Origin of the sequence: Vibrio sp. B1-2, from assembly GCF_963888445.1 — a bacterium.
Taxonomy (GTDB): domain Bacteria; phylum Pseudomonadota; class Gammaproteobacteria; order Enterobacterales; family Vibrionaceae; genus Vibrio; species Vibrio anguillarum.
The window spans coordinates 21,565-45,756 of sequence record NZ_CAWPJH010000004.1; the positions used below are offsets into that span (position 1 = coordinate 21,565).

The window sequence follows — 24,192 nt, forward strand, 5'->3', positions numbered from 1 at the left end:
CCATGACATTAACTCGCCGCCAACAAATCGAAGCTCTAGAAAAAGATTGGGCAACCAACCCACGCTGGAAAAATGTAAAGCGTACTTATACTGCTGCTGAAGTGGTTGACCTGCGCGGTTCAATCACTCCAGCCAACACCTTGGCCCAACGTGGCGCTGATAAATTGTGGTCACTGGTTAACGGCAGTGCCAAAAAAGGTTATGTGAACTGTTTGGGTGCATTGACAGGTGGTCAAGCGGTACAACAAGCCAAAGCGGGAATTGAGGCGATTTATCTCTCCGGCTGGCAAGTAGCGGCAGACAACAACACCGCTTCCACCATGTACCCAGACCAATCGCTCTATCCAGTCGATTCTGTTCCATCGGTGGTCAAGCGCATCAACAACTCGTTTCGTCGTGCCGATCAAATTCAGTGGGCGGCTGGAAAATCACCGGAAGATGAAGGTGGTATTGATTACTTCTTACCGATTGTTGCTGATGCTGAAGCCGGTTTTGGTGGCGTGCTCAATGCTTACGAGTTGATGAAGTCGATGATTGAAGCAGGGGCGGCCGGTGTGCACTTTGAAGATCAGTTGGCGTCAGTAAAAAAATGCGGACACATGGGCGGCAAGGTTCTGGTTCCGACTCAAGAAGCGGTTCAAAAATTGATTGCGGCACGTTTGGCCGCTGACGTATCAGGGACAACCACTTTGGTCATTGCTCGTACTGATGCAAACGCGGCGGATCTACTGACCTCGGATTGCGACGCATACGATCGTGATTTTATCCAAGGTGAGCGTACTCAAGAAGGTTTCTATCGCGTGAATGCTGGGATTGAGCAAGCGATTTCACGCGGTCTCGCTTACGCGCCGTATGCTGATCTCGTGTGGTGTGAAACCGCTAAGCCTGATTTGGATGAAGCCCGCCAATTTGCCGAAGCAATTCTAGCGCAATACCCAGATCAACTGCTGGCTTATAACTGTTCTCCCTCTTTCAACTGGGAGAAAAACTTGGATGCAGACACCATTGCTCGTTTCCAGCAAGAGTTGTCGGACATGGGGTACAAATATCAATTCATCACCTTAGCGGGCATTCATAACATGTGGTACAACATGTTTGAGTTAGCACATGCTTACGCGCAAGGCGAAGGTATGCGTCATTACGTTGAGAAAGTTCAGCGTCCAGAGTTTGAAGCAGCATCAAGAGGTTATACCTTTGTTGCACACCAACAAGAGGTGGGAACGGGTTACTTTGACCGGATGACCAATACCATCCAAGGTGGCAGCTCTTCCGTGACCGCGTTAACGGGCTCTACTGAAGAAGACCAATTTTAATTAGCGATACTTCCCAATCATTATCTGTGTAACACCTTTGAGCGGCGTAAGCCGCTCTTTTTTATGTGAGGCACTTATATTAGGGAGTGAGCGTTATTCAATATCGACTTCGTCCGGTTCACTCTCTTCTTGTAGCTCAAGTAAGGTAACAGCTACCCCAATAAAGTCCGTGTCAGTAATAATGCCCACTAGTTGGCCTTTATCTACAACGGGTAAGCAGCCTACTTTATGTTTTTGCATGTAGATAGCACTCTCTTTTAACCCAGCTCGCGGGTCAACCGTCATAATTTCAGTATGCATCACCTCATATAACGGTGTTGTCAGTGTATATGATTGATCTTCAGGGATGTTTTTTAAGCTCGACTCTTGCGCGGCAAGAATATCTCGATGAGTAATGATACCGAGTAGTTTTTTGTGTGGATCGACGATAGGGATGTGGCGAATATCCAACGCTTCCATAGTGTGCTTAGCATCGGCTAACGTGTGTGTACGCAACAGGGTATGGGGGTTGCGAGTCATCATGTCTTCTATTTTGATCATAACGAGCTCCTTTTTATTATTGACCTGATTCAACTATAGTTTTTTCTGCGCAAAATATCTGAGAGCTCCCGCTATTTTTACTTTGATTGATGCGTAAAGATTGGGTGCCATTTTCATGTTTAATTACATTAAATTTAGATCTGGGTCTGACGAGCGAAGGTGTTTACGTATATACTACGGCGCTTAAAAAAATTACGTCATCCACTCAAAACGAACAAGATAAGAACTATGCAAGTTTCAGACTTTCACTTTGAACTTCCCGATGAGCTGATTGCTCGTTACCCAACGGCTGAACGTACGGCGAGTCGCTTACTGCAATTAGACGGTAACAGCGGTGAACTGGCGGATGGCTCATTTAAAGACGTTCTTGACCGAGTTCAGCCCGGCGATTTATTGGTTTTTAACAATACACGTGTCATCCCGGCTCGCATGTTTGGGCGCAAAGCTTCAGGCGGCAAACTGGAAGTATTGGTCGAACGAATGTTGGATGAACAGACGATTTTAGCTCATGTTCGCTCATCTAAGCCGCCAAAACCGGGCAGTGAGTTGTATTTAGGAGAGCATGACGAATATCATGCACACATGGTGGCTCGCCATGATGCGCTGTTCGAGATTCGTTTTACAGCGTCAAAGACGGTACTGGAGATCTTAAACGAGATTGGCCATATGCCGTTGCCGCCTTACATTGACCGCCCTGATGAAGATGCTGATAAAGAGCGTTATCAAACCGTATACAACCAAAAACCGGGAGCTGTCGCTGCACCGACCGCCGGTTTGCATTTCGATGAGGCTCTGCTTGAGCAAATCAAAGCGAAAGGCGTCGAATTTACTTATGTAACTTTGCATGTTGGCGCTGGAACCTTCCAGCCAGTACGAGTCGACAATATTCACGATCACCATATGCATGCAGAATATGTTGAAGTGCCACAAGAGGTAGTCGATGCCGTCAACGCGACGAAAGCGCGTGGTGGTCGAGTGATCGCTGTTGGAACTACGTCGGTGCGCTCACTGGAAAGTGCCGCGCAAGATGCGCTTAAAAAGGGCACTGAGCTGGTTCCTTTTTTTGGCGATACTGAAATTTTTATCTTCCCTGGTTATGAGTACCAGTTGGTGGATTGCTTAATCACTAACTTCCACTTACCAGAGTCGACACTGATTATGCTCGTCAGCGCTTTTGCAGGTTATGAGCATACTATGGCCGCGTACGCGCATGCCGTGAAACATCAATATCGTTTCTTTAGTTATGGTGATGCGATGTTTATCACCAAGAACACCAATTAACGAGTGCTAGCATTACGCTAGGAGAAGAAGCTCCGCTTCGTTTTTCGCTAGGAATTGGCGACCGCTCTAGAGGGGTGCTTGCACCTAATCATGATACGTCAGACTGTTTCTCTGACATTGGAGGCTTCGTGAAGTTAACATACGAACTTAAAAAGAAAAACGGAAATGCTCGCCGTGGGCAATTAACCTTTGAACGTGGCACTGTGCAAACACCGGCATTCATGCCTGTAGGTACTTACGGCACAGTAAAGGGCATGACACCGGAAGAAGTAAAAGAGACGGGCGCAGAAATTTTGCTCGGTAATACTTTTCACCTGTGGCTGCGCCCTGGCCAAGAAGTGATGAAAATGCACGGCGACTTGCATGATTTTATGAACTGGCAAGGCCCGATCCTCACCGATTCAGGTGGTTTCCAAGTGTTTAGCTTGGGTGATATTCGCAAAATCACGGAAGAAGGGGTGCATTTTCGTAACCCAGTAAATGGTGACAAGATTTTCATGGACGCAGAAAAGTCGATGGAAATTCAAAAAAATCTGGGCTCTGACATTGTGATGATTTTCGATGAGTGTACGCCGTACCCTGCGACGCACGACGAAGCGAAAAAATCAATGGAGATGTCTTTACGTTGGGCGCAGCGTTCACGTGACCATTTCGACAAATTAGAGAACACCAACTCGCTATTTGGTATCGTGCAAGGCAGTGTTTACGAAGATTTGCGTGATGTTTCCGTGAAAGGCTTAACCGAGATCGGATTTGATGGCTACGCTGTTGGTGGCTTAGCGGTGGGTGAACCTAAAGAAGACATGCACCGTGTACTTGAGCACACCTGTCCACAATTGCCAGAAGATAAACCACGCTACCTGATGGGTGTCGGTAAACCTGAAGACTTAGTGGAAGGGGTACGTCGCGGTATCGATATGTTTGACTGTGTGATGCCAACGCGAAATGCACGTAATGGCCATCTATTTGTGACGGGTGGTGTGATCAAGATCCGTAATGCAGTACATAAAACCGATACAACTGCGCTGGATCCGCATTGTGACTGTTACACTTGCAAAAATTATTCGAAGTCGTATTTACACCATCTGGATCGTTGTAACGAAATTCTGGGTGCGCGTTTAAATACTATTCATAACTTACGTTATTACCAACGCCTGATGGCAAGCATTCGTTTAGCGATTGAAGAAGATCGCTTCGACGCGTTTGTTGAGGAGTTTTATGCTCGTCGCAATCGTGAAGTTCCACCAATGGGCCAATAACGGTTTTGCTGCGTTTTGCTTAATTTGTGAAGTGATAAACTTGAAATTAAGCCAACGCAGCCCAATTAGAATCACATTACACAACAATATTTTAGAGGACGTTTTCAATGAGTTTAATTTCTGTAGCACACGCAGCAGGTGAAGGTGCATCACAAGGTGGCGGTTATGAAATGCTGATCATGCTTGGTATGTTTGCGGTTATTTTCTACTTCATGATTTACCGCCCACAAGCCAAACGTGTTAAAGAGCATAAAAGTTTGATGGCCGCCATGACTAAAGGTGATGAAGTGTTAACCAGTGGCGGTTTAGTGGGTAAAATCACTAAAATCGCAGAAGACAGCGATTACATCTCTATCGAACTGAATGTGAACAATGAAATTGTGATCAAAAAAGATTTCATTACAGCGGTGCTACCAAAAGGTACGCTTAAGTCTTTATAACAGCTAAAGGATCCTTGCTGTGCTAAACCGTTATCCGTTATGGAAGTATTTGTTAGTGGTGTTCGCCATCACTCTCTCTGCTTTATATGCACTTCCAAATATTTACGGTGAAGATCCGGCAATTCAAATTACAGGGGCGCGTGGCGCCTCTGTTGATATGTCAACGCTGGATGCTGTCACCAAAGCTCTTGATAAAGAGAGCCTTTCTCATAAATCCATTGCTCTAGAGAATGGATCAATTCTTGTTCGATTTAACGATACCGATACTCAAATCAGTGCGCGTGATGTGGTGAGTGAAGCGTTAGGCAAAGATACAATTGTTGCACTTAACCTTGCTCCTTCAACGCCTTCTTGGTTGGAATCTATTGGCGCGGCACCGATGAAGCTTGGCCTTGATCTGCGTGGTGGTGTTCACTTTTTAATGGAAGTGGATATGGATGCCGCAATGGAAAAATTGATTGGCCAGCAAGAAGAAGCGTTTCGCAGCGAACTGCGTGATGACAAAATTCGCTACCGCGCTATTCGCTCAGTGGGCAACGATCGAGTGGAAGTCACTTTGCGTGACGATGAGCAATTAGAGCAAGCACAGCAAGCATTAACGTCGAAACATCCTGATATGACTTTTACTACGTCTAAGGCTGACGGTCGCTTTGCGCTGATTGCTCAATTTACTGAGCAGCGTTTGCAGGAAGTTCGAAATTACGCCGTTGAGCAGAACATCACGATTTTGCGTAACCGTGTTAACGAGTTAGGGGTTGCTGAACCCTTAGTACAGCGTCAAGGTGCCAGCCGCATTGTGGTTGAGTTACCGGGGGTTCAAGATACTGCTCGTGCTAAAGAAATTCTTGGCGCAACCGCGACTCTTGAGTTTCGTGAAGTTGATGACAAGGCTGATTTAGCCGCCGCGGCTTCTGGTCGTGCTCCTGCTGGGAGTGAAATCAAATCTGATCGTAATGGTCGCCCGGTTGTCTTGAAAAAACGCGTGATTCTAGGTGGTCAAAGTATCACGGATGCCAGCTCTAGCATGGATGAATATGGTCGCCCGCAAGTGAACATTTCGTTAGATAGCGAAGGCGGAAATAAGATGTCGGCGTTCTCTAAAAAGAACATTGGCAAGCTTATGGCAACGGTATTTGCAGAGTACAAAGACAGCGGCCGTCGGACACCTGATGGCAAAGTGATTCTGGATAAGCATGAAGAAGTGATCAACCAAGCAACGATTCAGTCGGCTCTTGGGCGTAACTTCCGTATCACGGGAATTGATTCTGCTGCAGAAGCTCAAAACCTTGCACTTTTACTGCGTGCAGGTGCGTTAATTGCGCCAATCTCTATTGTTGAAGAGCGTACCATTGGTCCATCAATGGGGCAGCAAAATATCGATATGGGCATTCAAGCCTGCATCTGGGGTATGGTTGCGGTGATGCTCTTTACGCTGCTTTACTACCGTGGTTTTGGCTTGATTGCCAATATTGCATTGATGGCGAACCTTGTGCTCATTATTGGTGTGATGTCGATGATCCCAGGGGCGACAATGACCTTGCCGGGTATTGCGGGCATCGTATTGACGGTTGGTATGGCCGTGGATGCTAACGTTCTGATCTTCGAGCGTATTCGTGAAGAGCTCCGTGATGGACGAAACCCACAACAAGCTATCCACCAAGGCTATGCTAACGCGTTCAGTACCATTGCTGATGCCAACATCACTACGTTGATTACGGCAATCATTCTATTTGCTGTGGGTACTGGAGCCATCAAAGGGTTTGCCGTCACACTTTCTATCGGTATTTTAACCTCAATGTTTACCGCTATTATCGGGACTCGCTGTATTGTGAACCTGTTATATGGTGGTAAACGCATTAAAAAATTGTCGATCTAAGGCTAGGAATTACTATGTTTCAGATTCTAAAAGCAGATAAAACGATCGACTTTATGCGTTGGTCTAAATTTGCGTTTTTATTCTCTCTTTTAATGATTGGTGCGTCTATTTTCACTTTATCAACCAAGTGGTTGAACTGGGGACTGGACTTCACCGGCGGTACTTTGATTGAAGTTGGGTTTGAACACCCAGCTAATCTTGAAGATATCCGCAGTGCTTTGGAAGCGAAAGGGTTTGGCGATGCGACGGTGCAGAATTTCGGTTCCGCGCGCGAAGTGATGGTTCGTCTTCGTCCACGTGCTGACATGGTTGGCGAGACGTTAGGCAACCAAATTCTTTCTGCTATTAAAGAGGGGACAGGAAAAAGTGTCGAGATGCGCCGTATTGAGTTCGTTGGCCCGAATGTGGGCGATGAATTAGCTGAAGCCGGAGGCTTAGCAATTTTGGCTTCGCTCATCTGTATTTTGCTTTATGTCTCTGTTCGTTTTGAATGGCGGCTCGCTGCGGGTGCGGTGATGTCACTTGCACACGATGTGATCATCACGCTTGGCATCTTCTCTATTATGCAAATTGAGGTTGATTTAACGATTGTTGCCGCTTTGCTGACCGTTGTCGGTTACTCGCTCAACGATACGATTGTGGTATTTGACCGTATCCGTGAAAACTTCCGTAAATTGCGTAAAGGTGATTCAGCTGAGATCATGAACAGCTCAATTACCCAAACCTTGAGCCGGACTTTGATTACATCGGGAACCACCTTGCTGGTGGTGATCGCACTCTTTGTGCAAGGTGGGGCGAACATACATGGTTTTGCCACCGCTTTACTGCTCGGTATCACCGTGGGTACTTATTCATCTATCTATGTTGCGTCAGCGTTGGCATTGAAATTAGGAATTACCCGTGAGCACCTACTTCCACCTCAAGTGGAAAAAGAGGGTGCGGAGTTCGACGAACTTCCTTAGCAGACTGAAAGTTTCTTAAATAGCCAAAGCCGCAGAATATTCTGCGGCTTTTTTCTAACCATCTCACCGCTGTCACTCTAAGTAGCAAAGTATAAAACGAAACTAAAAAAGCCTCGTATATTGCTATACGAGGCTTGAATCAATTTTGACGGTGTTGATGGTATTTAGTGCAACCTATTTAAGAATAGCGCTGTTACCGTTATCACGAATGTGTTTCAGAATCGCTTTAACACCACGGGCACTTGAACCTACAATGTTGCCCGATTTCATGTATTCAGTACCGCCAGAGAAATCGGTAAGAATAACGCCTGCTTCACGAGCGATCAGCTCGCCAGCGGCTAAATTCCAAGGTCTTAAACCCAGTTCAAAGTAACCATCGACACGGTTTGAAGCTAGGTAACATAAATCAAGCGCAGGAGAACCGGTACGACGGAAATCAGCACATTCAACAAACAGTGCAGACATGATTTTCATGAAAGATTCGGCATGTTGCTTTTGTTTGTATGGGAAACCAGTAGCGAGAATAGTGCCTTGAAGATCTTTTAACTGTTTAACACGAAGGCGTGAGTTGTTTAATTGCGCACCAGCACCACGTTGAGCGGTAAACAGCTCATTGCGCATTGGGTCATAAACACAAGCAACTTCTGTTTTGCCTTTAATGCGAACCGCGATGGAAACGGCGAAGTGGGGTAAACCTTTGACGAAGTTTGTTGTGCCATCCAGTGGGTCGATGATCCATTGAACGTCCTTATCTTTACCGTCGATAAGCCCGTTTTCTTCAGCAACGATACTGTGTTCTGGGTAAGAACTTTTGATTGTATCGATGATCATAGTTTCTGCTTCTTTGTCTACGTTAGTAACAAAGTCATTAGTCCCTTTCTGAGTTGTTTCGATTTTCTCAGTATTTTCTAGTGATTTAGCAATATGGTTACCAGCTTTTCGCGCAGCGCGAATAGCAATGTTTAGCATTGGATGCATACAGTTTTCCCAACGGATGTTAAAGAACGAAAAAGCGGGCAGCAGTATAACAAAGTTTTATTAAAAAGGAAGTGGCTATTTTTTGCTCGGTTGTTCATGTGTAGCTAAAGGACCTGACCATTTTAGTCAGGTTTATGTTAGTATTCTGTCGTTTAAAATAGAGTGGCGTACAACGTAATGCTAGACAATGTAAAAATCATTTTAGTAGGGACATCTCATTCAGGAAATATTGGTTCTGCTGCCCGAGCGATGAAGGTCATGGGCCTAAGTAAAATGATTTTGGTTTCGCCTCAATGCGAGGTAGACGCTCAAGCGATCGCTCTAGCTGCTGGAGCAAGCGACATTGCTTTAAATGCGGAGGTCGTGGATACGCTAGAGCAGGCTGTCGCAGATTGTGGCCTGGTGGTTGGGTCAAGTGCACGCTCACGAACTTTAGAATGGCCAATGCTTGAACCACGTGAATGTGGAGAAAAATTGGCGCAAGAGGGGCAGCAATACCCGGTTGCTTTAGTGTTTGGCCGAGAAAAAACCGGGCTGACCAACGATGAACTGCAAAAATGCCATTTTCATGTATGCATTCCGGCTAATCCTGAATACAGTTCGTTAAACCTTGCTATGGCCGTACAAACATTGAGTTATGAGCTGCGTGTTGCCTATCTAAATAATGAAAAAAAAGGTTATCAAGCCCAGCCAGAAGAAGCGTATCCTCTGCATCACGAATTGGAAATGTTCTATCAGCATCTTGAAAAGGTAATGATACAGACACAGTTTATTTCAAAAGAACAACCGGGACAGATCATGAATAAACTCCGTCGGCTATTTTCTCGTTCGCGTCCAGAGTCTCAAGAAATCAATATATTACGTGGTGTGTTGACCTCAATTGAGAAGCATCGCAGCAATCAATAATTATCCAGATTAATAATAGGGTTAAATACCTGACTAAATTAGTCAAATAAATACTTGACCTATTTAGTCAGGTATGGAAAAATTCCAACCACATAATCAATGTGGATACGGTGATATGAGACTTACATCTAAAGGAAGATATGCGGTTACAGCCATGTTAGATGTGGCTCTGCATTCGCAACAAACCCCAGTGCCACTGGCGGATATTTCCGAACGGCAAGGCATTTCGCTCTCTTACCTTGAGCAGCTGTTTTCTAAACTGCGTAAAGCGGGGCTAGTTGCTAGTGTGCGTGGTCCAGGTGGTGGATACCGCTTAGGTGCAGATGCCTGCTCAATTTCGATTGGTACTGTGATTGCCGCTGTTGATGAATCAGTTGATGCAACAAAATGTAATGGAAGAGCCGACTGCCAAGGTGGTACTCGCTGCTTAACACATACGTTATGGCGAGATCTTAGCTCTCGCATTAGTGATTTTCTGAACAACATTACTCTTGGCGAGTTAATGATTGATAATGAAGTACTAGAAATTTCTGACCGCCAAGGCTTGGGCCTGACGGTGAACCACGGGTTAACCAATAAAAATACCAATACCGTGATTATCGGCTCGGTGCCCGTAGGTCTTAATGCCCGCTCATAGCGGCAATGTTTACATTGGAGTAGAAAATGAAACTGCCTATTTATTTTGACTATTCAGCTACCTGTCCAGTTGACCCTCGCGTGGCTGAAAAGATGGTTCAGTACATGACGATGGATGGTGTTTTTGGTAATCCAGCATCGCGATCGCACCGTTATGGCTGGCAGGCAGAAGAAGCCGTAGACACTGCGCGTGAGCAAATTGCTGAACTGCTTAATGCTGATCCTCGCGAAATCGTATTCACATCCGGTGCGACAGAGTCAGATAACCTCGCGATCAAAGGTGTGGCGCATTTCTATGCCAAGCAAGGTAAGCATATCATTACCTGTAAAACCGAGCATAAAGCGGTGCTTGATCCATGTCGTCAGCTTGAGCGTGAAGGTTATGAGGTGACCTATCTTGAGCCAGAATCGAATGGCTTGATTGATCTAAAAAAATTAGAAGCGGCAATGCGTGATGACACAATTTTGGTGTCGATCATGCACGTGAACAACGAAATTGGCGTAATTCAGGACATCATGGCGATCGGTGAGCTTTGCCGTGAACGCAAGATAATTTTCCACGTAGATGCAGCGCAATCTGCCGGTAAAATTCCCCTTGATGTGCAAGAAATGAAAGTGGATCTTATCTCCCTTTCAGCGCATAAAGCGTATGGACCTAAAGGGATTGGCGCATTATATGTTCGCCGTAAACCTCGTATCCGTCTTGAAGCGCAAATGCACGGTGGCGGCCATGAACGTGGTTTCCGTTCAGGCACATTACCAACGCACCAAATCGTAGGTATGGGTGAAGCATTCCGTATTGCTAAGCAAGACATGCAAAAAGATTTTGACCACGCAAAAGCATTGCGTGATCGTCTACTCGCTGGTGTACAAGACATGGAAGCCGTGAGTGTGAATGGCGATTTAGATCAGCGTGTTCCGCACAACCTGAATATTAGTTTTGCCTTTGTTGAAGGCGAATCGCTACTGATGTCTTTAAAAGACTTAGCGGTATCATCAGGTAGTGCTTGTACGTCGGCTAGCTTAGAGCCGTCATATGTACTGCGTGCGCTTGGTTTGAACGATGAAATGGCGCACAGCTCAATTCGTTTCTCATTTGGCCGTTTTACGACCGAAGAGGAAGTGGACTACGCCGTTGAACAAATCCGCGTAGCCGTAAGCAAATTACGTGACATGTCTCCTCTATGGGATATGTATCAAGAGGGTGTGGATTTAAACACCGTTGAATGGGCACATCACTAGTCCTTTAAAAGGCACTGGTTTATTCCCAAGGAAATAGAGGATTAGAGGTAACTATCATGGCATACAGCGAAAAAGTAATTGATCACTATGAAAACCCACGTAATGTTGGCTCTTTTGATAAAGAAGATCCAACCATTGGTAGTGGTATGGTTGGCGCTCCAGCTTGTGGCGACGTAATGAAGCTACAAATTAAAGTGACGCCAGAAGGCATCATTGAAGATGCAAAATTTAAAACCTACGGTTGTGGTAGCGCGATTGCTTCGAGCTCACTGGTTACTGAATGGGTGAAAGGCAAGAGCATTGACGAAGCGGCAGCGATTAAGAACTCTGAAATCGCGGAAGAGCTAGAGCTTCCACCAGTGAAAGTTCACTGTTCGATTTTGGCGGAAGATGCGATCAAAGCTGCCGTTGCCGATTATAAAAAGAAACACCAACAATAATATTAAGGGAGTGAATGATGGTTCACTCCCATAAGTTCAAACTAAGAATCTAAGGTTGTAGTATGGCCATTACCTTAACTGAAACAGCAGCGCATCGCGTTCGAGCATTCCTAGATAACCGAGGCAAAGGCGTAGGTTTACGTCTTGGAGTGAAAACAACAGGCTGCTCGGGTATGGCTTACGTGCTTGAATTCGTTGATGACGTTAACGAAGAAGACGAAGTGTTTGAAGATCATGGTGTCAAAGTGATTATCGATTCGAAAAGCCTCGTCTATCTTGATGGCACACAGCTTGACTATGTCAAAGAAGGGCTAAACGAAGGTTTTGAGTTCAACAACCCGAATGCAAAAAGCGAATGTGGTTGTGGTGAAAGCTTCAACGTGTAACGGATTGGCTTTCGGCGTGACTAGGCTCGCTTGAGCCTAGTGTCGAGCACTAGGAGCAATGTGTTAATGAACTATTTTGAATTATTTGGGCTACCAAGTCAGTTTGCACTGGATGGTAGCCTTCTTTCTTCTCAGTTTCGTGCGCTGCAAAAACGGTTTCATCCCGACAATTTTGCCACTGCGTCTGAGCGAGATCGCCTGCTTGCTGTGCAAAACGCCTCGCAAATCAATGATGCTTATCAAACATTAAAATCGCCGATCAGCCGCGCAGAATACTTGTTGCTTGAACAAGGCATAGAGTTACGCGCAGAACACCAAACCATGCAAGATCCGTTGTTTTTAATGGAGCAAATGGAGCTGCGAGAAGAGCTTGAAGCCATCGCCTCACAGCCTGATGTTGAAAGTGCGTTATTCGATTTTGAAAACAGAGTCAGCAAGATGTATAAACAGCATCTTACCTTGGTTGAGCAACAACTTAATCATGCTCAATGGAACCTTGCGGCTGATACGGTTCGCAAGCTTAAATTTATTGCCAAGCTCAAAAATGAAATAGAAAGAGTCGAAGAACAGTTACTCGGCTAGTTCGATAATAAGGACCAACCCATGGCATTACTTCAAATTGCAGAACCCGGTCAAAGCTCTGCGCCGCATCAGCATAAACTCGCAGCGGGTATCGACTTGGGGACAACCAACTCATTAGTCGCATCGGTTCGAAGCGGTAATGCGACGACGCTTGCTGATGAACAAGGACGCTCGATCCTCCCTTCGGTGGTCCACTATTCGGCTCAAGAGCGTTGCGTAGGCTTCGATGCCAGAGCACACGCGCAAGTTGATCCTGCTAATACCATCATTTCTGTGAAGCGTTTGATCGGCCGTTCACTGGCTGACATTCAGGCGCGTTATCCCACATTGCCTTATCGCTTCAAAGCCAGTGACAACGGTTTGCCTATTTTGCAAACGGCTCAAGGTGATAAGAACCCGATTCAAGTTTCCGCCGATATTCTTCAATCTCTTGCTCAGCGTGCCGAAGCGTCGTTAGGTGGTGAATTAGCGGGTGTGGTGATTACCGTACCTGCTTATTTTGATGATGCGCAACGCGTGGGCACCAAAGATGCCGCTCAACTTGCCGGCTTGCACGTACTGCGTTTACTCAATGAACCTACCGCTGCAGCGATTGCCTATGGTTTAGACTCAGCGCAAGAAGGTGTGATTGCGGTTTATGATTTAGGTGGCGGTACGTTTGATATCTCTATCTTACGTCTGTCGAAAGGCGTGTTTGAGGTACTTGCGACTGGTGGTGATTCCGCGCTCGGTGGTGATGATTTTGACCATTTGATTGCTGACCATTTTTTGAGCCAAATCGGCTTAGCTGAACCCCTCAGTGCAGAGCAGCAACGAGCATTGCTTGATGCGGCCACCGAAGCGAAAATTGCCTTATCTGATACCGATAGTGTCGAGGTTTCTGTGCTGGGTTGGCAAGGGCGTTTAACTCGCGATGAGTTTAACCAACTCATCACGCCACTAGTAAAAAGAACCTTACTATCGTGTCGTCGAGCACTCAAAGATGCCGAGATTACTGCAGATGAAGTGTTGGAAGTGGTGATGGTCGGCGGTTCAACTCGTACGCCACTGGTTCGAGATTTAGTTGGTGAATTTTTTGGTCGCACACCACTAACTAGCATCAACCCTGATGAAGTTGTCGCGATTGGTGCAGCAATTCAAGCCGACATTTTGGTGGGTAATAAACCCGATTCAGAAATGTTACTGCTGGATGTAATTCCCCTGTCGCTGGGTATTGAAACCATGGGTGGCTTAGTGGAAAAAATCATCCCACGTAACACCACCATTCCTGTTGCGAAAGCTCAAGAATTCACCACCTTCAAAGACGGTCAAACAGCCATGAGCATCCATACGGTGCAGGGCGAACGTGAGATGGTAGACGATTGCCGCTCATTGGCTCGTTTTTCACTAAAAGGTATTCCACCAATGACGGCGGGTGCCGCACATATCCGCGTAACTTATCAAGTTGATGCAGATGGCTTACTCTCCGTGACAGCGATGGAAAAAAGTACGGGGGTTCAGGCGGAAATTCAAGTTAAGCCCTCGTATGGACTGAGTGATAATGAAGTAGCAAATATGCTGCGAGATTCGATGACGTTTGCCAAACAAGATATGCAGACTCGCGCTCTGGCAGAGCAACGTGTAGAAGCCGATCGCGTTATCGAAGGTTTGATCTCTGCCTTACAGGCCGATGGTGATGAATTGTTATCTGAGTCAGAAAAGCAGATCCTTCTGAATGCAATAGAAGATTTAATTGTGCTGCGTAATGGTGATAGCGCCGATGCCATCGAGCAAGGAATTAAAGAGACAGACAAAGCCAGCCAAGATTTTGCTTCACGCCGTATGGATAAATCCATTCGCAGTGCACTTGCTGGTCAATCGGTAGATGATATTTAAAGAGAAAAATTATGCCTAAGATTATTGTGTTACCTCACCAAGAGCTTTGTCCTGAAGGTGCCGTTCTGGAAGCGCAAGCAGGAGAAACCGTACTGGATGTGGCGCTGAAAAATGGTATCGCTATTGAACATGCGTGTGAAAAATCCTGCGCATGCACGACTTGCCATATTATCGTTCGCGAAGGGTTTGACTCACTTGATGAGAGTGATGAGTTGGAAGATGACATGCTTGATAAAGCGTGGGGTCTTGAACCTGAATCTCGCCTTGGCTGCCAAGCTAGAGTCGCTAACGAAGATTTAGTGGTTGAAATTCCAAAGTACACACTCAATCTGGCTTCTGAAGATCATTAATCCTATTGAGCGTATTAACGCCCGTTCACTGTTTGTAAAAGGAAAGCAAAATGAAATGGACCGATTCTCGTGATATTGCGATCGAGCTTTGTGAGCAATACCCAGACGTAGATCCTAAAAATGTACGTTTTACGGATCTACACCAGTGGGTGATGGAACTGGAAGAGTTTGATGATGAGCCAAACCGTTCCAACGAAAAAATTCTCGAAGCGATTATTCTATGTTGGATGGAAGAGATCGACTAAGACTATTGCTAACATGATGGTTATTCAGTAAAACATCACAGAGTTAACAATTTTAACTAAAAAGAGCGGACCGAATGGTCCGTTTTTTTATCAAGTTGACATTTTGACCCTACAAAATGCTAACATCCCTTGGTTATTTAATCGTAATGGCACAGGTGAGGCCATATTCAGGCAAGGAGAAACCATGTCTACAAAGATGTCCGTATTTATCAGCCAACAAGCTGCCCAGCCTCAGTGGGGAGAAAAGGCGATTGTTTCGTTTTCAGAAAATGGTGCCACAATTCATGCTATTGAGAGTGAGCATGAACTCAGCGCGGTTCAGCGCGCGGCACGTAAGCTTGATGGGCAAGCTATCAGAGCTATCAGCCTACAAGGTGATGGTTGGCACTTAGAAAATATTTGGGCTTTCTACCAAGGTTATCGTGAAGCGAAAAAACTCAACACACTAGAATGGCAACCGCTGAGTGAGTCAGATCAAGCCGAGTTAGAATATCGTATTAAAGCGACGGAATGGACGCGCGATATCATCAATAAAAGCGCCGAAGAAGTCGCGCCGCGTCAGTTAGCGACCATGGCGGCTGAGTTCATCAAATCGCTAGCGCCTGAGCATGTCAGCTACCGCATTGTCAAAGATAAAGATCTACTCACCGAAGGTTGGGAAGGTATTTATGCGGTTGGGCGTGGCTCCGAGCGCACATCAGCTATGCTGCAACTCGATTACAATCCGACAGGAAAAGAAAGTGCTCCTGTTTTTGCTTGCTTAATTGGCAAAGGCATTACTTTTGATTCTGGTGGTTACAGTTTAAAAACGTCCAACTTTATGTCGGCGATGAAAGCGGATATGGGGGGCGCTGCAACGATCACCGGTGGCCTTGGTTTGGCTATCATGCGTGGTTTTAATAAACGTGTGAAACTCATTTTGTGTTGTGCAGAAAATATGGTTTCCGGACGCGCCTTGAAACTGGGTGATATCATCACTTATAAAAACGGCACCACAGTTGAAATAATGAACACCGATGCAGAAGGCCGCCTAGTGTTGGCCGATGGCTTGATTTATGCCAATGAGCAAAAACCACAGCTTATTATTGATTGCGCGACATTAACGGGTGCCGCCAAAAATGCACTCGGCAATGATTACCATGCACTACTCAGCTTTGATGAGAGCTTATCCCAGCAGGCATTGGTGGCAGCTCACCAAGAGAAAGAAGGCTTATGGCCTCTGCCTTTGGCTGAGTTTCATCGCTCTATGTTGCCTTCAAGCTTTGCGGATCTCTCTAACATCAGCTCAGGTGATTATTCACCGGGAGCAAGTACCGCAGCGGCCTTCCTCTCTTACTTTGTTGAAGATTACAAAAAAGGGTGGCTGCACTTTGATTGCGCTGGTACTTACCGCAAATCAGCAAGCGATAAATGGGCCGCAGGTGCAACGGCGATGGGGGTGCGTACATTAGCACGCATTTTGACCGACCAAGCTCAATAATGAAAAACCGCTCAACTCTCTGTTTTGGGCGGTTCACTATAACTAAAAAAACAAAAGAAAAAGGATAACCTTATGGCTCTAGAAAGAACATTTTCTATCATTAAACCCGATGCGGTAGAACGTAACTTGATTGGTGAAATCTATCACCGTATCGAAAAATCAGGTTTGCGTATTATCGCTGCGAAAATGGTACATTTGAACGAAGAGCAAGCGAGCGGCTTTTATGCTGAGCATGAAGGCAAAGCGTTTTTTCCAGCACTAAAAGAATTTATGACCTCTGGGCCTATCATGGCTCAAGTGCTTGAAGGTGAAGATGCTATTGCTCGTTACCGCGAATTAATGGGTAAAACTAACCCAGAAGAAGCGGCATGTGGAACCATTCGTGCTGATTACGCATTAAGCATGCGCCATAACTCAGTTCATGGCAGTGATAGTCCTGAATCGGCGGCACGTGAAATCGCCTTTTTCTTCCCAGAATCAGAGATTTTCTCTCGTTAATCTTGGCGTTTTTTATCCCAAATTCTTTCGATTAAGGCCTCACGTTGTGAGGCTTTTTTATACTCGTATGGTTGGGAGCTGTAGAGTAAAAACAATCCGCCAAGCATTGAATGACTTAGTAATTGAAGGGTTGTACAACCCTTGTTGTTACTGCATAAAGGCTGTACAATTCGCGCCCTTATTTATTGTTTCCGTCGTTGAGAGGCCACATGACTATTGAAAAAGTCAATCTGCTTGATTTTGATCGCCAAGGTCTGCGTAAATTTTTTGCTGAAGAGCTCAGTGAAAAAGCGTTCCGCGCTGATCAGGTCATGAAGTGGATCTACCATTTTGGTTGTGATGACTTCGAACAAATGACCAATATCAACAAGAAACTGCGTGAGCAACTGCAACAACGCTGTGAAATTCGCGCGCCGATCGTTTCACAAGCACAACATTCGTCTGATGGCACGATTAAGTGGGCGATGCGTGTAGGAGATCAAGATGTTGAAACGGTTTACATCCCAGAGGAAGACCGAGCGACTTTGTGCGTCTCTTCCCAAGTTGGCTGTGCTCTGGAATGCAAATTCTGTTCAACGGCTCAGCAAGGTTTTAACCGTAACCTCAAAGTGTCTGAAATTATCGGGCAAGTTTGGCGCGCAGCGAGAGAAATTGGCCTTGAGAAAGAGACTGGTCGTCGTCCGATTACTAACGTAGTAATGATGGGGATGGGCGAGCCTCTGCTCAACATGAAAAACTTGATCCCAGCGTTAGAGATCATGCTGGATGATTTAGGTTTTGGCTTGTCAAAACGTCGTGTCACCGTGTCCACTTCGGGCGTGGTTTCTGGTCTTGATCAAATGACAGGGCAAATCGATGTTGCATTAGCGATTTCATTGCATGCACCCAATGACAAATTACGCAGCGAAATTATGCCGATCAATGATCGCTGGGATATTCAAGATTTCTTAGCCTCAGTGCGTCGTTATATCGCCACTTCAAATGCAAACCGTGGCAAGGTTACGGTGGAATATGTGTTGCTGGATCACGTCAATGACGATATGGACCACGCGCACGAATTGGCTAAGTTGATGAAAGGCACGCCGTGCAAAATTAACCTGATCCCATTTAACCCTTATCCCGGTTCACCTTATAAAAAACCGAGTAATTCACGTATTGACCGTTTTCAAAAAACACTGATGCAGTATGAACACACAGTGACGGTGCGTAAAACTCGTGGTGATGATATTGATGCCGCTTGTGGGCAGCTAGTAGGTGATGTGATTGATAGAACCAAACGGACCAAAATGAAACAAATGGGTGGCGATGTCATTCCTGTCAAATCGGTCTAAATCGGATGATAAAGCAAAGCCAGAGATTCCTCTGGCTTTGTGCATTTTTACCATTTGAAATAATTTTCCGCGATTTTGACGTCAATTTTATGAAAAATATTGACCTAGCTGTAATTTCTTTCCTAAAGCCATGTTGTTTAACGTCAAATATCCATTAGAATTGCTAACTGACGTAATGTTAAATTTGAACTGTCGCCTGCATCAATGAATGCAAATTTTTCACCGTGTTGGAATGCACCATTTTATTACTACGAACTAATAACAATAAAAGTGATGACGGTGCCATTCGAGCCATAACATAATGAGATGTACAAAACGGATGACTACTGAACAAGAACAGATTATTGCAGATGTAAAAACAGACACGGTGCAACCCGGTACTTTATTAAAGGCAAAGCGTGAAGCGTTGGGATTAACGCAAAAGCAAGTTGCCGATAGGTTGCGGTTACGTCTCTCTATCATTCAGAGTTTAGAAGAGAATAACTTCGCCTCGGACCAAGTGGCGACGTTTACTCGCGGTTATTTACGTTCCTATGCGAAGGCCGTCGGGATCAAAGAGTCAGTTATTTTAGCTTCCTTTGATGATTGCTATCCTACGGTTGTCGCTGAGCAACCGATGCAAAGTTTTTCGAAGAAAACCAAGCGAGAGAAACACGATAGCCGTATTATGACGCTGACGTGGGGTATTTTTGCCATCATTATTGGTATTTCCTCATTATGGTGGTGGCAAAACCAAGAACAAGAGAATGTTGTGATTGAGAGTTCACCATCAATCACGTCGACATCCGTTGAGCGTTTGCGAGATGAGGATTTCACGACCGTTCCTGAATTAGTGCCTACGGTTGACGAATCTCAAGTAGAAGTAGAAGCGGTGGATATCCCTGTAGAAATCAACACTCAGGCTGCAGAACTTATCCCTTCACCTGAAGATGATACAGCCGAAGCCGACCTGAGTGCGAGCGACGATCCTGTATTGGATAAGACGCCACCGCAGGATGCAACGAATCCATACGCTCCTCTAACGCTCACATTCAGCGCAGATTGTTGGATTCAGGTGAAAGATGCAGCAGGCAAAACCCTTTCCACTGGGATTAAAAAATCAGGGCAAACCGTAACCTTGCAAGGTGAAGCTCCGTTTCAAATCATTCTTGGCGCGCCTGAAAGCGTTTCAATGACATTTGCAAGTGAACCTGTAGACCTTTCTGGGTATACTTCCGGTAAAGTCGCTCGATTCACCTTACCTTAGAAAATACTATGCAACACGAATCTCCAATTAAGCGTCGTTCATCGACGCGTATTTATGTCGGTAATGTGCCCATCGGTGATGGTGCTCCTATTGCTGTTCAATCTATGACCAACACGCGCACTACCGATGTTGCGGCAACGGTCGCTCAAATTAAAGCGTTAGAAAAAGTCGGGGCTGATATTGTACGGGTTTCTGTACCGACAATGGACGCGGCAGAAGCGTTCAAGTTGATCAAGCAGCAAGTATCCATCCCGCTGGTGGCTGACATCCATTTTGATTACCGCATTGCGTTGAAAGTCGCCGAATATGGCGTTGATTGCTTGCGTATCAACCCTGGTAACATTGGCAACGAAGAACGTATTCGCGCCGTGGTCGATTGCGCACGTGACAAGAACATACCCATTCGGATTGGCGTGAATGGTGGGTCGCTCGAAAAAGAGATCCAAATGAAATATGGTGAGCCAACACCGGCTGCTTTAGTCGAGTCAGCGATGCGTCATGTCGACATTCTTGAAAGACTCAACTTTGATCAATTCAAAGTCAGCGTCAAAGCATCGGATGTTTTTCTCGCCGTTGATTCCTACCGTTTACTGGCTAAACAGATTGCCCAACCTCTGCATCTTGGTATTACGGAAGCAGGAGGCGCAAGAGCCGGTGCAGTTAAATCGGCAGTGGGCTTAGGTATGCTGCTTGCCGAAGGCATCGGCGATACGCTGCGTATTTCACTGGCTGCGGATCCGATCGAAGAGATCAAAGTCGGCTTTGATATTCTTAAATCGCTGCGTATTCGCTCGCGAGGCATTAACTTCATCGCTTGTCCAAGCTGTTCACGTCAAGAGTTTGATGTGATCGCCACAGTCAATGCGTTAGAGCAACGTTTGGAAGATATTTTGACACCTATGGATGTCTCGATCATCGGTTGCGTGGTTAATGGCCCAGGTGAAGCTGAAGCTTCTCATCTTGGTTTGGCTGGCAGCAACAAGAAAAGTGCATTCTACGAAGACGGCGTCCGCCAGAAAGAGCGTTTTGATAACGATGATCTGGTCAGCCAACTCGAAGCGAAAATTCGCGCGAAGGCCTCTATTCTCGATGAGAAGAACCGAATCAACGTGACTCAAATCGAACAAAATTAATCTCAACGACCTTACGGTAAGTATTGTGGCAAAAACAATTCAAGCAATTCGAGGCATGAACGACTGCCTCCCAACTCAGTCTCCACTTTGGCAAAAAGTGGAAGGCACAGTGAAAAACGTGATTAGTGCATATGGCTACAATGAAGTACGTATGCCTATCGTTGAGATGACACATCTATTTAGCCGTGCGATCGGTGAAGTGACCGATGTGGTTGAAAAAGAGATGTATTCTTTTGAAGATCGCAATGGTGACAGTTTATCGCTTCGCCCAGAGGGTACCGCAGGTTGTGTCCGTTCTGGTATCGAAAATGGTTTGCTCTACAACCAAGAGCAACGTTTATGGTACATGGGGCCGATGTTCCGTCATGAACGTCCGCAAAAAGGGCGCTACCGTCAATTCCACCAATGTGGGGTTGAAGTGTTTGGCCTGGATGGCCCTGATGTTGATGCCGAGCTGATTATGATGACCGCGCGTTTGTGGCGTGAATTGGGCATCGACAAACATGTTCGTTTGGAACTGAACTCAATTGGTTCTCTTGAAGCGCGTGCCAATTACCGCACCGCTTTGATTGACTATTTAGAGCAGCATCAAGAGGTGTTGGATGAAGATGCCAAACGTCGTATGTACACCAACCCACTGCGTGTACTCGATACTAAAAATCCAGATATTCAAGCGATTTTAGGTGACGCACCCAAATTGTCTGAGTATCTAGATGAAGAATCCAAGCAACATTTTGCAGGTTTATGTGAACTTCTTACTGCTGCGGGTATCGAATACCAAGTTAACGAGCGCTTGGTGCGCGGCCTAGACTACTACAACCGCACCGTATTTGAGTGGATCACTGAAAGCTTAGGTGCTCAGGGTACGGTTTGTGGCGGTGGACGTTATGATGGCTTGGTAGAACAACTGGGTGGCAAAGCGACACCAGCAGTGGGTTTTGCCATGGGGTTAGAGCGCTTAGTGCTGATGATGGAAACACTGGAACTGACCGACGTGCGTCGCAGTGTCGATGTGTACATGGTCAGTGCGGGTGAAGGCACTATGATGGCAGCAATGAAACTTGCTGAGCAGTTGCGTGAACAGGTTCCGGGGCTGCGTGTTATGAACCATTTTGGTGGTGGTAACTTCAAAAAACAATTTAAACGTGCTGATAAAGTGGGCGCTGCGGTGGCTTTGGTATTAGGCGAAGATGAAGTCGCAGAAAGCACAGTAGTTCTCAAAGATCTTATCGGTGGTGAACAAATTACGATTTCTCAAACTGAAGTCGCGAGCAAACTGACGCATCTTGTGTAAGCAAGCGCATTTGAGACATCTATTAAAGAGGACAGGAAGTGGAACTCTACGATACTGAAGAACAACAAGTTGAAGCGATAAAAGATTGGTGGAAAGAGAACGGTAAAGCAGTGATCTTTGGTGCTGTAATTGGCCTTGGTGGCTTGTTTGGTTGGCGTTACTACCAAGATAGCGTTATTGCTGCGCAAGAAGCCGCTTCTGAAAGTTATAGCAAAGCGGTAACTCAGTTAGCTGCAAAAGGCGCAGAAGCAGAGATGGTTGTTGAGAGCTTTATTGATAGTAATAAAGGTACAGAATATGCCGTCTTAGCCGCACTACAACTTGCAAAAGTTCAAGTAGAAGCGGGTCAAATTGATGAAGCTTTAGCGCAGCTTGAATGGGCAAAAGCAAACACCAAAGATGATGCTATTCTACCGTTAGCGACCTATCGCGTGGCCCGTATTAAAGCGGAACAAGGCCAGTTTGATGCCGCCTTAGCTGATCTTACGACCATCACAGAGAAAGGGTGGGCGGGACGCATTGCGGAACTGCGTGGTGATATCTCACTGCGTAAAGGCGACACGGACGCGGCTTATGCGGCATACACGGAAGCACAACAAGCTGACGATGCAAGCCAAACGCTACAGATGAAACTGGACGATCTTGCCAAATAAGGGCACAAGTTGATGAAAAAGTTGTTCAACAAAGTGCTCGTTTCTGCCGTTGTGCTGGGAGCACTTGCAGGGTGTGCTAGTGAAGAAGACACCATTATCATGGCTCCTGTGCCAATGGTAACCAGTGAATTTACGCCCACAACTCAGTGGAGCACATCGATTGGTGATGGCGTAGGGCATTACTTCTCAAAGTTATCTCCAGAATACGCTTACGACAAAGTATTTATTGCTAGCCGTGATGGTTTGGTGAAAGCCTTGAACCCTAAAACGGGTAAAGAGCTGTGGAAAACCGATCTTGAACAAGATGGCACCATGCGTTTATCCGGCGGTATAGCGGCGGCCTATAGCCAAATTTACATTGGTAGTGAAAACGGTTTAGTCACTGCGCTTAATGAAGCTACGGGTGAGCTTGTATGGCAAGTTAAAGTCGACGGTGAAGTGCTAGCAGCTCCGGCTGCAGATGCGAACATGATCATTGTTAATACCAGTCGTGGCACTTTGGTGAGTTTAGACCAAGCGACGGGTGAGCAAAAATGGACCATCAGTACTGAAGTTCCTAATTTAACGTTGAGAGGTGACAGCAAACCTGTTGCGGTATCGGGCGGTGTTTTTTGGGGAACCTCAGGTGGCCGTCTTGCTGCCGCTATCGTTGAGCGTGGTCAGTTGATTTGGCAACAACCGATTGGCATGCCTAAAGGTGCCACTGAAATTGACCGCCTAGTCGATGTTGATGCCTCACCTATCGTGATTGGCGGCATGCTGTATGCGGTTGGTTTTAATGGCCAGTTGATCGCCATTGATCTGCGTTCGGGCAAACCAGCTTGGAAGCGGAATTACTCTTCAGCAACAGACATGGCTAGCGATGGTGGCCGATTATTTGTGGTGACCGACAAAGATCATGTGGTGGCTGTGGATACAAGAAGCGGTACCGAACTTTGGAGCAACAAACAACTTGAACACCGTTTGCTAACTGCGCCAGCGATTATCAATGGCTACCTTGTGCTAGGTGACAGTGAAGGGTATCTACATTGGATTGATCGCAGCAGTGGCGAATTCGTTGCCCAACAGTTGGTTGATAAGAGCGGTTTTGCGGTGAGTCCTCTCGCTGTCGATGATGGTTATGTCAGCATGACCCGTAATGGCAATGTAAAGAAACTGACGATTAAAAAATAAATCGTGATATAATTCACATTCGGCTCCTGGCTGGTAACAGTTAGGGGCCGTTTTATTGAATAAATAGATGTGG

The 24,192-nt window shown here is 45.9% G+C and carries 25 protein-coding genes; 23 read left to right on the forward strand and 2 right to left on the reverse strand.

The features are described 5' to 3' along the window. Window positions 1-2: 2 nt before the first annotated feature. Window positions 3-1,313, forward strand: a complete 1,311-nt coding sequence (aceA, locus tag AACQ75_RS02085) for an isocitrate lyase (RefSeq protein ID WP_013857509.1) — start codon at window positions 3-5, stop codon at window positions 1,311-1,313. A 93-nt stretch (window positions 1,314-1,406) separates the two neighbouring features. On the opposite strand, the gene AACQ75_RS02090 is transcribed toward aceA, so the two are convergent. Beyond that, window positions 1,407-1,853: a CBS domain-containing protein gene (locus AACQ75_RS02090; protein WP_038171482.1), complete on the reverse strand. Its 447-nt coding sequence runs from the start codon at window positions 1,851-1,853 to the stop codon at window positions 1,407-1,409. Window positions 1,854-2,081: 228 nt separating this feature from the next. On the opposite strand from AACQ75_RS02090, the gene queA reads away from it, so the two are divergent. The 5 genes from queA (at window position 2,082) to secF (ending at window position 7,671) form a co-directional block, all read left to right on the forward strand. After that, complete coding sequence (gene queA, locus AACQ75_RS02095; RefSeq protein WP_170889399.1) at window positions 2,082-3,134, forward strand: tRNA preQ1(34) S-adenosylmethionine ribosyltransferase-isomerase QueA; 1,053 nt, start codon at window positions 2,082-2,084, stop codon at window positions 3,132-3,134. A gap of 128 nt (window positions 3,135-3,262) precedes the next feature. Then, window positions 3,263-4,393, forward strand: coding sequence for a tRNA guanosine(34) transglycosylase Tgt (gene tgt, locus AACQ75_RS02100; RefSeq protein WP_170889400.1), 1,131 nt, complete (start codon window positions 3,263-3,265; stop codon window positions 4,391-4,393). 107 nt (window positions 4,394-4,500) lie between these two features. Beyond that, window positions 4,501-4,833 (forward strand): preprotein translocase subunit YajC, encoded by a 333-nt coding sequence (gene yajC, locus AACQ75_RS02105; RefSeq protein WP_013857505.1) that lies wholly within the window; start codon window positions 4,501-4,503, stop codon window positions 4,831-4,833. A gap of 19 nt (window positions 4,834-4,852) precedes the next feature. After that, window positions 4,853-6,709, forward strand: a complete 1,857-nt coding sequence (gene secD / locus AACQ75_RS02110) for a protein translocase subunit SecD (RefSeq protein WP_017044259.1) — start codon at window positions 4,853-4,855, stop codon at window positions 6,707-6,709. A gap of 14 nt (window positions 6,710-6,723) precedes the next feature. Beyond that, complete coding sequence (gene secF, locus AACQ75_RS02115; RefSeq protein WP_013857503.1) at window positions 6,724-7,671, forward strand: protein translocase subunit SecF; 948 nt, start codon at window positions 6,724-6,726, stop codon at window positions 7,669-7,671. Between the two features lie 174 nt (window positions 7,672-7,845). On the opposite strand, the gene suhB is transcribed toward secF, so the two are convergent. Then, on the reverse strand, window positions 7,846-8,649 hold the full coding sequence (gene suhB, locus AACQ75_RS02120) for an inositol-1-monophosphatase (RefSeq protein ID WP_013857502.1): 804 nt from the start codon (window positions 8,647-8,649) through the stop codon (window positions 7,846-7,848). A gap of 177 nt (window positions 8,650-8,826) precedes the next feature. Between suhB and trmJ the strand changes: the two genes are divergently transcribed. From trmJ to bamB, 17 genes are all read left to right on the forward strand, one after another. Beyond that, the gene (trmJ, locus tag AACQ75_RS02125) at window positions 8,827-9,555 is read left to right on the forward strand and encodes a tRNA (cytosine(32)/uridine(32)-2'-O)-methyltransferase TrmJ (protein ID WP_170889401.1); all 729 of its coding nucleotides are present in this window, start codon (window positions 8,827-8,829) and stop codon (window positions 9,553-9,555) included. Window positions 9,556-9,670: 115 nt separating this feature from the next. Next, on the forward strand, window positions 9,671-10,192 hold the full coding sequence (gene iscR, locus AACQ75_RS02130; RefSeq protein WP_026027698.1) for a Fe-S cluster assembly transcriptional regulator IscR: 522 nt from the start codon (window positions 9,671-9,673) through the stop codon (window positions 10,190-10,192). A gap of 26 nt (window positions 10,193-10,218) precedes the next feature. Beyond that, window positions 10,219-11,433: an IscS subfamily cysteine desulfurase gene (locus AACQ75_RS02135; RefSeq protein ID WP_013857499.1), complete on the forward strand. Its 1,215-nt coding sequence runs from the start codon at window positions 10,219-10,221 to the stop codon at window positions 11,431-11,433. A gap of 56 nt (window positions 11,434-11,489) precedes the next feature. Next, the gene (iscU, locus tag AACQ75_RS02140) at window positions 11,490-11,873 is read left to right on the forward strand and encodes a Fe-S cluster assembly scaffold IscU (protein ID WP_010320409.1); all 384 of its coding nucleotides are present in this window, start codon (window positions 11,490-11,492) and stop codon (window positions 11,871-11,873) included. Window positions 11,874-11,935: 62 nt separating this feature from the next. Then, window positions 11,936-12,259, forward strand: coding sequence for an iron-sulfur cluster assembly protein IscA (gene iscA, locus AACQ75_RS02145; protein ID WP_010320408.1), 324 nt, complete (start codon window positions 11,936-11,938; stop codon window positions 12,257-12,259). A 66-nt stretch (window positions 12,260-12,325) separates the two neighbouring features. Next, on the forward strand, window positions 12,326-12,841 hold the full coding sequence (hscB, locus tag AACQ75_RS02150) for a co-chaperone HscB (RefSeq protein WP_094163330.1): 516 nt from the start codon (window positions 12,326-12,328) through the stop codon (window positions 12,839-12,841). A 21-nt stretch (window positions 12,842-12,862) separates the two neighbouring features. After that, complete coding sequence (hscA, locus tag AACQ75_RS02155) at window positions 12,863-14,716, forward strand: Fe-S protein assembly chaperone HscA (protein ID WP_017047929.1); 1,854 nt, start codon at window positions 12,863-12,865, stop codon at window positions 14,714-14,716. A gap of 11 nt (window positions 14,717-14,727) precedes the next feature. After that, window positions 14,728-15,066 carry an ISC system 2Fe-2S type ferredoxin gene (gene fdx, locus AACQ75_RS02160; protein ID WP_010320405.1) on the forward strand — a complete coding sequence of 113 codons (339 nt, stop codon included), beginning with the start codon at window positions 14,728-14,730 and terminating at the stop codon, window positions 15,064-15,066. Window positions 15,067-15,116: 50 nt separating this feature from the next. Beyond that, entirely contained in the window at window positions 15,117-15,311 is a 195-nt protein-coding gene (gene iscX / locus AACQ75_RS02165) for a Fe-S cluster assembly protein IscX (RefSeq protein WP_010320404.1), read from the forward strand. A gap of 184 nt (window positions 15,312-15,495) precedes the next feature. After that, window positions 15,496-16,791: an aminopeptidase PepB gene (gene pepB / locus AACQ75_RS02170; protein ID WP_026028095.1), complete on the forward strand. Its 1,296-nt coding sequence runs from the start codon at window positions 15,496-15,498 to the stop codon at window positions 16,789-16,791. A gap of 72 nt (window positions 16,792-16,863) precedes the next feature. Beyond that, window positions 16,864-17,289, forward strand: a complete 426-nt coding sequence (gene ndk, locus AACQ75_RS02175) for a nucleoside-diphosphate kinase (RefSeq protein WP_013857494.1) — start codon at window positions 16,864-16,866, stop codon at window positions 17,287-17,289. Between the two features lie 209 nt (window positions 17,290-17,498). After that, window positions 17,499-18,620 carry a bifunctional tRNA (adenosine(37)-C2)-methyltransferase TrmG/ribosomal RNA large subunit methyltransferase RlmN gene (locus tag AACQ75_RS02180; RefSeq protein WP_026028096.1) on the forward strand — a complete coding sequence of 374 codons (1,122 nt, stop codon included), beginning with the start codon at window positions 17,499-17,501 and terminating at the stop codon, window positions 18,618-18,620. Window positions 18,621-18,921: 301 nt separating this feature from the next. After that, a complete protein-coding gene (locus tag AACQ75_RS02185; RefSeq protein WP_170889402.1) occupies window positions 18,922-19,866 on the forward strand; it encodes a RodZ domain-containing protein in 945 nt (314 codons plus the stop codon). A gap of 8 nt (window positions 19,867-19,874) precedes the next feature. Further along, window positions 19,875-20,999, forward strand: coding sequence for a flavodoxin-dependent (E)-4-hydroxy-3-methylbut-2-enyl-diphosphate synthase (gene ispG, locus AACQ75_RS02190; protein ID WP_010320399.1), 1,125 nt, complete (start codon window positions 19,875-19,877; stop codon window positions 20,997-20,999). Between the two features lie 25 nt (window positions 21,000-21,024). After that, a complete protein-coding gene (gene hisS / locus AACQ75_RS02195; protein ID WP_017044251.1) occupies window positions 21,025-22,293 on the forward strand; it encodes a histidine--tRNA ligase in 1,269 nt (422 codons plus the stop codon). 38 nt (window positions 22,294-22,331) lie between these two features. Next, window positions 22,332-22,946, forward strand: coding sequence for a YfgM family protein (locus tag AACQ75_RS02200; protein ID WP_013857490.1), 615 nt, complete (start codon window positions 22,332-22,334; stop codon window positions 22,944-22,946). 12 nt (window positions 22,947-22,958) lie between these two features. Further along, entirely contained in the window at window positions 22,959-24,119 is a 1,161-nt protein-coding gene (gene bamB / locus AACQ75_RS02205) for an outer membrane protein assembly factor BamB (protein ID WP_026027694.1), read from the forward strand. Window positions 24,120-24,192: the final 73 nt, after the last annotated feature.